This window comes from Oceanisphaera avium (genome assembly GCF_002157875.1).
Lineage (GTDB): Bacteria > Pseudomonadota > Gammaproteobacteria > Enterobacterales > Aeromonadaceae > Oceanimonas > Oceanimonas avium.
Genome location: NZ_CP021376.1, coordinates 2,855,288 through 2,867,951 on the forward strand (window position 1 = coordinate 2,855,288; position 12,664 = coordinate 2,867,951).

At 49.4% G+C, this 12,664-nt stretch carries 11 protein-coding genes; 5 read left to right on the plus strand and 6 right to left on the minus strand.

Annotated features, from left to right (window positions below; translation table 11 throughout):
• Positions 1-136: 136 nt before the first annotated feature.
• Positions 137-1,429, minus strand: coding sequence for a phosphoribosylamine--glycine ligase (gene purD / locus CBP12_RS13185; protein ID WP_086965142.1), 1,293 nt, complete (start codon positions 1,427-1,429; stop codon positions 137-139).
• A gap of 77 nt (positions 1,430-1,506) precedes the next feature.
• A complete protein-coding gene (gene purH, locus CBP12_RS13190) occupies positions 1,507-3,090 on the minus strand; it encodes a bifunctional phosphoribosylaminoimidazolecarboxamide formyltransferase/IMP cyclohydrolase (RefSeq protein ID WP_086965144.1) in 1,584 nt (527 codons plus the stop codon).
• Positions 3,091-3,384: 294 nt separating this feature from the next.
• Between purH and CBP12_RS13195 the strand changes: the two genes are divergently transcribed.
• From CBP12_RS13195 to CBP12_RS13210, 4 genes are all read left to right on the plus strand, one after another.
• Entirely contained in the window at positions 3,385-4,686 is a 1,302-nt protein-coding gene (locus tag CBP12_RS13195) for a purine/pyrimidine permease (protein WP_086965146.1), read from the plus strand.
• A 50-nt stretch (positions 4,687-4,736) separates the two neighbouring features.
• Complete coding sequence (locus CBP12_RS13200) at positions 4,737-4,940, plus strand: heavy-metal-associated domain-containing protein (protein ID WP_086965148.1); 204 nt, start codon at positions 4,737-4,739, stop codon at positions 4,938-4,940.
• A gap of 23 nt (positions 4,941-4,963) precedes the next feature.
• Positions 4,964-5,443 carry a Cu(I)-responsive transcriptional regulator gene (gene cueR, locus CBP12_RS13205; RefSeq protein WP_232455090.1) on the plus strand — a complete coding sequence of 160 codons (480 nt, stop codon included), beginning with the start codon at positions 4,964-4,966 and terminating at the stop codon, positions 5,441-5,443.
• A gap of 303 nt (positions 5,444-5,746) precedes the next feature.
• A complete protein-coding gene (locus CBP12_RS13210) occupies positions 5,747-8,230 on the plus strand; it encodes a heavy metal translocating P-type ATPase (protein WP_086965150.1) in 2,484 nt (827 codons plus the stop codon).
• Positions 8,231-8,308: 78 nt separating this feature from the next.
• Here the strand turns inward: CBP12_RS13210 and chrA are convergent, their stop codons facing one another.
• Complete coding sequence (gene chrA / locus CBP12_RS13215) at positions 8,309-9,445, minus strand: chromate efflux transporter (protein ID WP_086965601.1); 1,137 nt, start codon at positions 9,443-9,445, stop codon at positions 8,309-8,311.
• A gap of 209 nt (positions 9,446-9,654) precedes the next feature.
• Here chrA and CBP12_RS13220 point away from each other — a divergent pair, with 209 nt between their 5' ends.
• Positions 9,655-9,819: an entericidin A/B family lipoprotein gene (locus CBP12_RS13220; RefSeq protein ID WP_232455091.1), complete on the plus strand. Its 165-nt coding sequence runs from the start codon at positions 9,655-9,657 to the stop codon at positions 9,817-9,819.
• A 114-nt stretch (positions 9,820-9,933) separates the two neighbouring features.
• On the opposite strand, the gene CBP12_RS13225 is transcribed toward CBP12_RS13220, so the two are convergent.
• From CBP12_RS13225 to hmpA, 3 genes are all read right to left on the minus strand, one after another.
• Complete coding sequence (locus tag CBP12_RS13225; protein WP_086965152.1) at positions 9,934-10,308, minus strand: glutathione S-transferase N-terminal domain-containing protein; 375 nt, start codon at positions 10,306-10,308, stop codon at positions 9,934-9,936.
• A gap of 133 nt (positions 10,309-10,441) precedes the next feature.
• Complete coding sequence (locus tag CBP12_RS13230; RefSeq protein ID WP_086965154.1) at positions 10,442-11,272, minus strand: HpcH/HpaI aldolase/citrate lyase family protein; 831 nt, start codon at positions 11,270-11,272, stop codon at positions 10,442-10,444.
• A 124-nt stretch (positions 11,273-11,396) separates the two neighbouring features.
• Positions 11,397-12,593 (minus strand): NO-inducible flavohemoprotein, encoded by a 1,197-nt coding sequence (hmpA, locus tag CBP12_RS13235; protein WP_086965156.1) that lies wholly within the window; start codon positions 12,591-12,593, stop codon positions 11,397-11,399.
• Between the last annotated feature and the right edge of the window lie 71 nt (positions 12,594-12,664).

The following is a 12,664-nucleotide window of genomic DNA, read 5'->3' on the forward strand; positions in this document are numbered from 1 at the left end:
GAAATAACTCACGCTCTTTAGACAAAGCGCGATCGCACTTACAAGCGTAGATGACAGTTCTACATTCTGCTTAAAAGCGCGTATCAGTATCTCTGCTATAAAAAAAGCCGCCTAAGAGGCGGCTTACAAGGTGCGGTTATTGCTTAGCCTGTTCTCGCTCAATAGCGCGATAGGCAATATCGTGGCGATAAAACAGCCCTTGCCCTTTAATTTGACGAGCCACCTGATAGGCATTGGCTTGGGCTTGGGTTACGGTATTGCCAAGCGCGGTAGCACATAATACTCGTCCACCTGAGGTCACCAAGTTTCCCACTTGCATCGCAGTACCTGCGTGAAATGTTTTAGTGAGTGCAGTTTCGGCGGGAATATCGGTGATCACATCAAATTTACGATAGTTATCAGCCGGGTAGCCACCTGCAGCTAACACCACACCGACCGCAGGTCGCGGGTCAAACTCGGCGCTAACGGTGTTCAGCTTACCCTGACAGCCGGCTAAGCACAGCTCAACTAAGTCAGATTGTAAGCGCATTAGGATGGGCTGAGTTTCTGGGTCGCCAAAGCGACAGTTAAACTCAATGACTTTAGGCTGACCCGTGTTATCGATCATTAGCCCCGCATATAAGAAGCCTTTGTAGGTATTACCCTCAGCAGCCATGCCCCGCACGGTGGGCATAATAACTTGTTCCATGATGCGAGCATGAATTTCATCGGTCACCACCGGTGCTGGGCTATAAGCACCCATGCCGCCGGTATTAGGGCCGGTGTCGCCGTCGCCAACGCACTTATGGTCTTGGCTGGTGGCCATGGCCAATACGTGCTCACCATCGACCATGACGATAAAAGAGGCTTCTTCGCCTTCTAAAAATTCCTCAATCACCACGCGATTGCCCGCTTCACCAAAGGCGTTGCCCGATAACATATCGCGCACCGCGGTTTCGGCCTCGCTCAATGTCATGGCGACAATCACGCCTTTACCGGCCGCTAAACCATCGGCTTTTACCACGATAGGTGCGCCTTTTTCTCGCAGGTAAGCGATTGCGGGCTCCACTTCGGTAAAGTTTTGATACTGGGCACTGGGAATACGCTGGCGCGCTAAAAAATCTTTACTAAAGGCCTTTGAGCCTTCCAACTGTGCGGCGTCGGCACTGGGGCCAAAGATGGTTAAGTGTTCGGCTTCAAAAGCATCCACTACACCGGCGACTAACGGCGCTTCTGGGCCAACGATAGTGAGGCCAACTTGCTCTTGCTTAGCAAACGCCAATAAGCCTTGAATATCGGTAGCGCTAAGGTCGACGTTAGTTAAATTTGGCTCAGATGCGGTGCCTGCGTTACCAGGCGCCACAAACACCTGAGTCACCTGTTTTGATTGCGCCGCTTTCCAAGCTAATGCGTGCTCACGACCGCCACCACCTATGATTAATACTTTCATCAATGTTGCTCCTCAAAATTAGTAAAGCACTTGATAGTCGCTAGGGATCTTGTTTGCGGTTAAGCCCTAGCTTCTCATCAATGGCGAAAGTGGCGCATGCCGGTAAAGACCATGGTCATGCCATGCTCGTCGGCGGCTTGGATCACTTCTTCGTCACGCATAGAGCCACCAGGCTGAATAACACAGCTAATACCGGCGGCAGCAGCGGCATCTATGCCATCGCGAAACGGGAAAAAAGCGTCGGAGGCCATTACTGAACCAGCTACTTGTAAGCCTTCATCGGCCGCTTTTATACCTGCGACTTTAGCGGAGTAAACGCGGCTCATTTGGCCGGCACCTACGCCTATGGTTTGTGCGCCTTTGGCGTAAACGATAGCGTTAGATTTCACGTACTTGGCGACTTTCCAGCAGAATAATAAATCTTCTAATTCGGCGGCGGTGGGTTGGCGTTTGCTGACCACTTTTAAGTCATCTAAGCCAATATTACCTTGGTCGCGGTCTTGTACTAAAATGCCGCCATTGACGCGTTTAATATCTAAGGTATTGGTTTTGCTTGTCCACTGGCCACAGACTAATAAACGCACGTTTTTCTTCTCAGCCACTATGGCTTGTGCCGCATCGGATACGCTAGGCGCAATAATGACTTCCACAAACTGGCGATCCACTATGGCTTTTGCGGTGTCAGCATCCAGTTCGCGGTTAAAGGCGATAATGCCGCCAAAGGCTGAGGTGGGGTCGGTTTGAAAGGCGCGCTCATAGGCTTGCAGCAGGCTATCACCCAGTGCCACGCCACAGGGGTTGGCGTGCTTAACAATGACACAGGCAGGTGCCGAAAATTCTTTTACACACTCGAGTGCGGCATCGGTGTCGGCAATATTATTAAATGATAATTCTTTGCCTTGCAGCTGAGTCGCGCTGGCCACCGAGGCTTCATCAAGGATATTTTCTACATAAAAAGCGGCATTCTGGTGGCTATTTTCACCGTAGCGTAAATCCTGCTTTTTAGTGAATTGATAATTAATGGTGCGTGGAAACGCCGAGCCTTCACTGACGCCATGGTAAGCCGGAACCATGGTGCCAAAGTAGTTGGCAATCATGCCATCATATTGGGCGGTGTGCTCAAAGGCGGCGATGGCTAAATCAAAGCGGGTGGCTTGAGTTAGGCTGTTATTACCCGCATCCATTTCACTGAGTAAGCGTGCATAATCTTGGCTGTTAACCACTATCGCGACATCGTTGTGATTTTTAGCAGCGGCACGTACCATAGTCGGTCCGCCAATATCGATATTTTCAATGGCATCTTCTAAGGTGCAATCGGCATTAGCGACGGTATTAGCAAAGGGATAAAGATTAACAACCACCATGTCGATAGGTGCAATCTGGTGCTCGGCCATAATGGTGTCATCTGTACCACGACGCCCCAAGATGCCGCCGTGTACTTTAGGGTGCAAGGTTTTAACTCGGCCATCCATCATTTCAGGAAAGCCTGTATAATCAGACACCTCAGTAACGGGGAGGCCATTCTCAGCCAAAAGTCGGGCGGTGCCTCCGGTTGATAATAATTCAACACCGCGAGCATGTAAGCCTTGGGCAAAATCGATAATGCCGGCTTTGTCAGACACGCTCAGAAGAGCACGGCGAATGGGGCGAGCAGTTTCCATGATTTTTCAATCCTTTACGATCGTTTGGGGGGTTTGGTAAAAGCGACGCTTAGCATCGCCTTTACCAAACCGCCTGCGCCGTCAGGGCGATACTCTAGTGCGCTAGCACCAAGAAGGCGGCGTATTCTACTGTATTTTGCCTAAGCTTGCCCCCTATTTTATTTTGGGATCAAGAGATTGCTCCTTATTAAGGACAGATTATTTTGGGGGCAGCGAGGTGCTTGGTAAGGCATAAGCGAGTTATTTTTTACGTTCGCGAAAGCGAGCCATTATTTTTTTAGTGGGAGTTTAGTTATGCAATCTCGTTTTGGCTGGGGCTTGAGTGTCAGCCAGTGGTTTATTTTTTTATTAGCTAATGCCTTAGCCTTGCCCATTATTTTAGGGCAAGCCTTTGGCTTAGATAGCGCTGAGATTGCCGGTTTAATGCAACGTACTTTGTTATTAGTGGGCTTAAGCTCGTTAGTACAAATCACTCTTGGCCACCGGTATCCGGTGGCAGATGGCCCCGCTGGCTCGTGGGCTATCGTCTTTGTGGTCATGGCGTATATCGGCCGAGATCAAGGCCATGAAGGCGGCGAGATATTGCGCTTACTGGCCGGCGGCGTATTAGTCGCGGGCGTCATTATGTTAGTACTGGGCATTGCTCGCCAAACCCATCGCTTATTGTTTTTATTTACGCCCTTAGTCACGGGCTGCTTTATGCTGCTGTTAGTGATCCAGCTTTCTGGGGTCTTTGTGCGCGGTATGGTTACCGACCCTCAATCTGGCGTGATGACGATACCGGTGGCCCTAATAGGGTTAATGGTGTTTACGGGGGGCTTACTGTGTTCTTTTAGTCGCCATGCGTTAGTGCGTACCTATGCGGTATTAATGGGGATTGTGTTTGGTTGGGGCGCCTTTGCGCTGTTTGGCTTAAACGCCGCGAGTACCCCCAGTCACGACGCTATGATACAGCTACCTGACTTATTTGCTTTTGGTGCGCCTAAGCTAGATTTAGGCATGTTGGTGGTGGCGGTATTATTTTCTCTGCTGTTAATATCTAATCAAGTGGCAGCGGTGACCGCTATTTCTACGGTCGTGAAAGGCCCTCAACCCAGCATGAAGGAGGCACTTAATCGCAGCAGCTTTGCCTCGGGAATTAGTCATATTATGGCCGGCGGTTTGTCGACGATTGCGGTAGTGCCTCTACCGATTACGGCCGGCTTTATCCAATTAACGGGAGATCAAAGGCGGGCGCCGTTTATTTTGGCGTGTGTTTTACTGGCAGTAGTCAGCTTATTTCCAGCGGCGGTGGATTTTTTATCGCTCTTGCCCGCCCCGGTGGCAAACGCGGCCTTGCTCGCAGCCTTTATTAAACTGGTATTACTGGCCTTTCAATTACTCACTAAGTATCCCCTAGATCAACGCTCCGGCACTATTTTAGGAGTGACGGTATTATTAGGTGTAGGCTGTATGTTCTTGCCATCAGAGCTGTATGCTCACTGGCCGGGTTTAGCGCAATATTTGCTGGGTAATGGCTTGCTTACGGGCACCTTAATCGCACTGGTGATGGAGCAGCTATGGCCTAAAAATAGTCAGCTAGATACCTTAGACTAAATTAAGTAAATTCTAGCCATCAATAACCTAACTGATTAAAGGAAAGTGACATGATTGAATTTACCATTCCAGATATGACCTGCGGCCACTGTGTGAGTGCCATCAGTGAAGCGTTAACGGCCGTTGATGAAAACTGTGAGATTGAGTTTGACTTACTTAATCATCAAATCACGGTGAATAGTCATAACACGCCTCAGCAGTTAATTAATGCCCTGACTGAAGCAGGCTACCCACCTACCATTAGCGATAATTAACATGCAGTGAGGTGTGAGCGGCAATGAGTGAGGTAAAGCCCAGCCTGTCAGTGGCTTATATGTGCCTTACTCCTCACCCCTCATTATTATTTAGGGAGCAAGCCATGAACATAGGTGAGGCGGCGCGCTTAAGTGGTTTATCGGCCAAGATGATCCGCCATTATGAAGACATTCAGCTGTTAACGTCGGTAGCGCGTACTGAGGCGGGCTATCGGCAATACGATATGCAGCATATTGAGGTGCTCACCTTTATTCGCCAAGCGCGAGTATTAGGCTTTTCTATGGCCCAAATCCACGACTTACTCAGTCTTTGGCAAAACCCTAAGCGGGCCAGTCGTGCCGTTAAACAGGTAGCCCAGCAACATTTGGCAGAGGTGGAGCATAAGATGACCGAGCTTGCTGCCATGCAAACCACCTTAAAAAATATGATTTTTGCTTGCTCTGGCGATGAAAGCTCCCACTGCGCCATCCTAGAGCAGCTCTCGCAAAAAAATGATGCATAATCCCGCCAAGCCAAAGACTAATGATGGGGTTGCCACAAAACCCACAAAAAATTAAGCCGAGATAAGTTCGACGAGTGATAAACGCTTATTTATTACTAAACGTGTTTAGTATTGGTCTGTGCTTGGCATTAATGACTTAAGCTCCTTTCAAAATTGTTCCTTATTCTTTCCTGTATTTCTTGGCAAATAGTGTTACTTATTTAATGTCGCTCGGCGCTGCTCTGCACACCTTGACCTTACCCCCATGGTAAGCCTTAGGCTTGAGCTATGAATGCCACACCTGTCTTACTAAGGATCTTATCTATGGCGAGCCTTCACCTTTCTCAATCTGCTGAACAACAGCTGCAACTAGCTATTAGTGGCATGAGCTGTGCCTCTTGCGTACGTCGTGTCGAGCAAGCTTTGCTTAAGACCGCGGGCGTGTCGGCGGCCAGCGTTAATTTAGCCAGCGAAAAAGCTCAAGTGACGGCGAGCTTAGCTACTCCAGTGAGTAGCCTAATTGCAGCCATTAACAAGGCTGGCTATAAGGTGGCCACTCAAGAGTATGAGCTAACTATTATTAGCATGAGCTGTGCTTCTTGTGTAGGGCGAGTCGAAAAGGCGCTATTACGCCTGCCCGGCGTAATGACCGCTAGCGTTAATTTAGCCACAGAAAGTGCGCAGGTAAGCGTGTTGAGTGGCAATGTAGACGAAGCGCAGTTAGTGGCGGCCATTAAACAGGCGGGCTATGAAGCTACGCCCATCACTGCTGCTAGTGCTTCCCAGCGTGATGAAGATAATGAGCGCCGAGCAGTGGAGCAGCACCACCTTAAACGCGACTTTAGCTGGGCGCTGATGCTCACGCTGCCGGTATTTATTTTGGAAATGGGCAGTCATCTGATCCCCGGCATGGCGTCGTGGCTTGAGGCAACCTTAGGCCAAACACTGAACTGGAGTATTCAAGGGCTGCTCACTACCTTGGTGTTGCTAGGGCCTGGGCGACGTTTTTTAACCACGGGTATTCCTGCCTTATGGCGTCGAGCGCCAGATATGAACTCTTTGGTAGCCTTGGGTAGTTTATCGGCGTGGGGCTTTTCGATGTTGGTGTTATTTGCCAAAGATCTGTTGCCGCGGGCCAGTCAGCATGTCTATTTTGAGGCGGCGGCGGTGATCGTCACCTTGATCTTATTGGGCCGCTTCTTAGAAGCTAGAGCCAAAGGGCGCACCGGTGAGGCGATTCAAGGCTTAGTAAAGTTACAAGTAAAGAGCGCGCGCTTACAAAAAGACGGTCAAACCACAGAGGTGCCCTTAAATCAGGTGCAGGTGGGAGATTGCTTATTAGTACGCCCTGGGGAGCGAATTCCGCTAGATGGCACAGTGCAAACGGGACAGTCTTATGTGGATGAGTCTATGTTGACCGGCGAGCCGGTGCCGGTAGAAAAAACCGCTGGCGATGCGCTAGTGGGTGGCACTATTAATAAAAACGGCGCCTTAACGATGCTCACCACTAAGGTGGGGCAAGATACCTTATTAGCACAAATAATTCGTATGGTTGAACAAGCCCAAGGCGCTAAATTGCCCATTCAAGCCTTAGTCGATAAGGTGACCGCGGTGTTTGTGCCGATAGTGATGGCGGTGGCCGTGCTGACCTTTGTGGTCTGGTTATGGTTAGGGCCAAGTTTAAGTTATGCCTTAATTAATGGGGTGGCGGTGCTGATTATCGCCTGTCCTTGTGCCATGGGCTTAGCAACACCCACCTCCATTATGGTGGGCACTGGGCGCGCCGCCGAGTTAGGCGTGCTGTTTCGCAAAGGCCAAGCACTGCAAAGCTTACGTGATACCCAAGTGGTGGCGCTGGATAAAACGGGCACGCTCACTAAAGGTCAGCCTGAGCTTACCGACTTACAACTTAGCTCAGCGTTTGCAGACGCGGGTGATGACAGCGTGTTGGCGCTGGTTGCCGCAGTAGAGCAACACTCAGAGCATCCCATTGCCAAGGCCATAGTCGCAGCGGCCAAGGCGCGAGGACTCACTTTAGCAGAGCCCACAGATTTTCAGTCGCTATCGGGCTTGGGCGTAGTGGCTAACGTAGCCGGGCACAAGGTAGAAGTGGGCGCCGATCGCTACCTTAATCAATTAGGCTATGACTTAAGCGTATTTTTTGCTACTGGCGAACAGCTCGCCACTGAAGGTAAGAGCCCCTTGTATGCAGCGATAGATGGCAAGCTGGCAGCCATCATTGCGGTGGCAGATCCTATTAAAGAGGGCACACCCCAAGCCATTGATGCGTTGCATAAGTTGGGCTTAAGCGTGGCCATGATCACCGGTGATAATCGCCATACTGCCCAAGCTATTGCCAAGCAATTAGGCATAGATACCGTAAAAGCCGAGGTCTTGCCTGAGGGGAAGGTGGCGGCAGTGAAAGCCTTGCGTGAGCAATATGGTGCTGTGGCGTTTGTGGGAGATGGCATTAATGACGCGCCGGCGCTGGCCGAAGCCGAGGTAGGCTTAGCAATAGGCACGGGCACCGATATTGCCATTGAGGCCGCGGAAGTGGTGTTAATGAGTGGCGATTTACGTACTGTGCCTAACGCCTTAGCGATGAGTCATGCGACTTTGCGTAATATTCGCCAAAATTTGTTTTGGGCCTTTGCCTATAATGCCTGCTTAATTCCGGTGGCGGCCGGCATTTTGTATCCCGCCTTTGGCATTTTACTCTCGCCGATGCTGGCCGCCGGTGCTATGGCGTTATCCAGTGTGTTTGTAATAAGCAACGCTTTAAGATTAAAGCGCTTTAAGCCTCATTAAGGGTAAAGTGAGGAGTAGCCCAAACTTGCAAGCTTTGTGTTTATCTGCTCAGCGCTTTCTATTTTTTTCCTCATTCGCCTACAACCAAAATCCCAGCAGCATAAAGGCGGGAATTAATAGCAGTATGGGACAGCGTAAGGTACGCAGTGCTAATAAACCCAGTGCAGCGGCGGCTAATGCCGAGGCGCCACCGCTATTTATACTGCTGGTGAAAACGGGGTAATAAAGGGCTGAAAGTAATAGCCCCACTACAGCGGCATTAATGCCACGTATGGCGCCTGCCAAAGATGGGCGATCTGCTAGCGCCTGCCAACTATTTTGCAGCGCTAATACCAGTAAAAAGCCTGGTAAAAAAATGCCAAACGTGGCTACTACAGCGCCCACCACGGGGGCTGCAGAATAAAGCTCGGCGCCTAAAAAGCTTGCCATGCTAAACATAGGCCCAGGCATCGCTTGTGCCGCGCCATAACCAGTGAGAAAAGTCGAATTGGATAACGAGTCCGGCAAGCTATCTTGTAATAACGGTAATACCACATGGCCGCCACCAAATACTAAACTGCCTGCTTGGTAAAAATCGGCAAAAATAGCGGCGCTACCACTGAGGCTTAACAACGGCAATAGTAATAGTAGCGCACCAAAGGCCACCATAAATGGCCAGTTAATGGTAAGAGGAAGTGGCTGCTCTCTTGGCTCTGCTTTTAATAATACAGCGCCCAGTAAAGCGGCCATTATTAGTACCCCTACTTGGCTTATAAAACTGGGTACTAGCCATAATATAGCGGCACTGACCACGGCGATAATAAGCGTGCTTTGTTGGCGACAAAATTGCTTGCTCATGGATAAGACGGCATCGGCTACTACTACGAGCGCAAATAGTTTAAGGCCAGTGACGATGGCGAGCGCGGCGGGTTGATGAGTCCAAGCGCTACCAGCAAGCGCTAAACCCAGCATTAATAAAAAAGAGGGCAGCGTAAAACCCACAAAAGCGGCAATGGCGCCCCATAAGCCGCCACGCTGATATCCCAGTGCAAAACCTAATTGGCTAGAAGTAGGGCCGGGCAGTAATTGACACAGTGCGAGTGTAGAGGCAAACCTATCTTGAGGGATCCAACCCAATTTTTGGATAAAGTGGCGCTGAAAATAACCAATATGGGCCGCCGGACCACCAAAGCTAACGCACCCTAATTTAAGAAACTGCCAAAATATTGCTAGCATCATTTGCCTCTGACTCTACATTAATGGCCACTATCATAACCGCCTTAGGCTAGCTTCTCATGGCGTAATCGTACTTATTTTAATGTGCCCGCCATTTGCTTTTATTTAACTTGCGACAAAATGAGTCCTATTGTTTTCAATGGGACTCGTTATGCTCGGTAATTAGGTCTACACTGAAATTGTTGACTCACCCAAAGAAGGACTAAATTATGTTTTCACAAACCATGATGAAGAAATTAATGGCAGTCTTAATGGTCGCAGGCTTAGTAGGCGGCTTGGCAGGGTGCAACACAATTGCAGGCGCTGGCAAAGACGTAGAGCGTGGTGGAGAAGCCGTGCAAGATGCCGCGCACGATGTGCAGCATAGACACTAATTAATGAGCGATTTGGCTTTAGACTTTAATTAACTAAAAGCAAAACCAATAACCGCAACGAGGCGTAATTTTAAGATTACGCCTCGTTTTTATAAGCAAGCTAAGCATTACTGGTTATTTAATGTGGCCAAAGCGCTCGGTTAAGTAAGCAATAATGTCGTTTGACTCATACATCCAACGTACTTCCCCCTGCTCGGTAATACGCAAACAAGGTGACTTCACCCGACCGCCACCTGCCGCCAATTCCTCTCTATAAGGCGAGCCTGGCGTCACGTTACGTTTCTCGATAGGCAAATTCAGCTTGTGCATATTTCTGCGCACTTTAATACAAAACGGGCAGCGCGGCAGTTGATACAGTGCCAGCTCGCCACAGGCTGCATCTACTTCGGCTTGGCCGGATTCAGAGCGGCGCATTTTACTGGGGCGAGTAATAAAATCGCCCACCTGCCACACGCCACCAATTCCATTACGTAACAACTTAACCAGCATACAGGCTCCCTAACGTGAGCGGTTTTGCCGCTCGTTAAACAATAATTTATACCCTTAGGGAAAGAGTGTATCTGTAAATAGCCAGTGGAGGAAATGTGGCGTATAGCTTGGCAAGGCTATTTCCCCCACAGCGTTAGGGCAGCTGAGCCATAATACGTTTTGCTCGAGCCATAACAGGAATATCGACCATATTACCACTCACGGCGACCACCGCGCCTTTTTCTCGCTGCTCTGCGGCCAGTACCTGCTTGGCCCAAGAAATTTGCGCGCTAGTAGGCGTCAGTGCTTTATTGGCGGGGGCCACTTGAGCGGGGTGGATTAATAAAAAGCCACCAAAGCCTAAGCGCATCCCTTGGCGAGCATAATCGGTTAAGCCTTTTGCATCATATAAAGCGGTATAAACCGCATCAATGGGGGCGCCTAAGCCATGCACTCGTGAGCAGAGCACCAGTTGACTGCGAGCATATAAAAAAGCGGTTTCATCAAGCGGTTCACCTGCAGGTGGTGGGTAGTCCATGCCTAAATCAAAAGCGAGATCTAATTTGCCAAATAATAGGCGCGCCACGTTAGGCACTTGAGCCAATTCATTCAGGCGACTAAAAGCCAATGCAGATTCAATAAAAGGCAGTAGGGGTTTTTCGCTAAGGTGGGCCAGTTCGGTGAGGGCTTCAGGATTATCGACTTTAGGGACCACGATGCCAGCAACAGCAGGGGAGCGACACACGCTGGTATCTTGGCTAAACCAAGGGCTACCGGTGCCATTAATGCGAATGAGGACTGAATTGGCAGGCTGACTTTCTAGCCACTGACTTAAGGCGCTGCTGGCCGCGTCTTTTTCACTGGCCGGTACCGCGTCTTCTAAGTCGATAATAATGGCATCGGCCCCACTGGCTAATGCCTTATCAAAGCGCTCCGGCCGATTAGCAGGAACGAAGAGCAGTGTTTGTAGCGCATTAATGTCCATAAAAACCCCTGTGCCTTTGCGCCCCGCTCAAGGGCGGGGCGTAAAGTAATGATGGAGTCTTCTATTTAGACCAGTGCGCTAACTCTGTAAACCTTAACCACAATAGACTGGGATCTAGGTTGGATTATAGAGTTTCGTGAGGGCCAAACACTTCATAGTGCAAACGGTCATCACTCACACCCCAGCCCACTAAGGTTTCTTTAACCATGGCCATAAAGGGCAGCGGGCCACAGAAATAATAGTGGGTATTAGGGGTAGTAATACTGTCTTTTAGCTGATTGAGATTCATAAAACCTTCGCTATGATAATGCTCGGCGGCTTGGTCTTGCTCACCGGGGGTGCGATACCAAATATGCGTAGTTAAATTACTATTAGCTTGGCGCAAGGCCTGAATATCTTTTTGGAAAGCATGCTGGGTGCCATCTTCACAAGCATGTAACCAATGAATAGCTGCCGTGTGCTTATGCTTAATTAATTGATCTAACATTGCGCGCATGGGGGTTTGACCCACACCGCCTGAGATTAATACCACAGGGATTTCAGGACCCACTTCCATGAAAAAATCACCCGATGGCGGCAATACTTGTAAGCTATCGCCCACATGAACTTCATCGTGCATAAAGTTAGAAGCCACGCCATTGGGCTCACGTTTTACGGCAATACGGTAGGTTTTACCATTTGGTGCTTGGCAAAGTGAGTATTGGCGATATTCATTGTTTGCCAATTTGGGGCTCACTAAGTGTAAATTCAGATATTGGCCGGGCAAGAAGTCCATCACGGCACCGCCATCTTTTGGCTCTAATAAGAAGCTGGTGATCACGGCACTTTCTACTTGTTTATCTTTAACAATAAAGTCGCGATAACCGCGCCAGCCGCCGATCTTTTGCTCGCTTTGCTGATACAGCTGCTCTTCACGGCCAATAAATAAGCCCGCTAAAGCGCCGTAAGCTTGTGCCCAAGCATCAATAACTTCAGGCGTGGCGGCATCGGGCGCTAATTCTTTAATGGTTTCTAGTAAATGGTGACCCACAATATCGTACTGCGCTGGCGTAATAGCAAAGCCGGTGTGCTTTTGGGCAATTCGCTCTACGGCGCTGGCTAAGACGGCGGGGTTGTCGATATTTTTAGCATAAGCGAGCACGGCATTAAATAAAGCGGCGGGCTGGCGACCAGATACTTGATTACTAAGGTTGAATACGTCTTTCAGCTCGGGATTGTCACGAAACATACGCTGATAAAAATGCTGGGTGAGTGCAGTGTTAGCAGACTCCAGCAAAGGAACAGTACTTTTAACGATTTCTCGGGTGCGACTATCGAGCATGATTAACGCCTCTTAATGTGTATTTATAATGCAACTTAGGCGCTATTTTATAGTGTCATTTGATATGCATC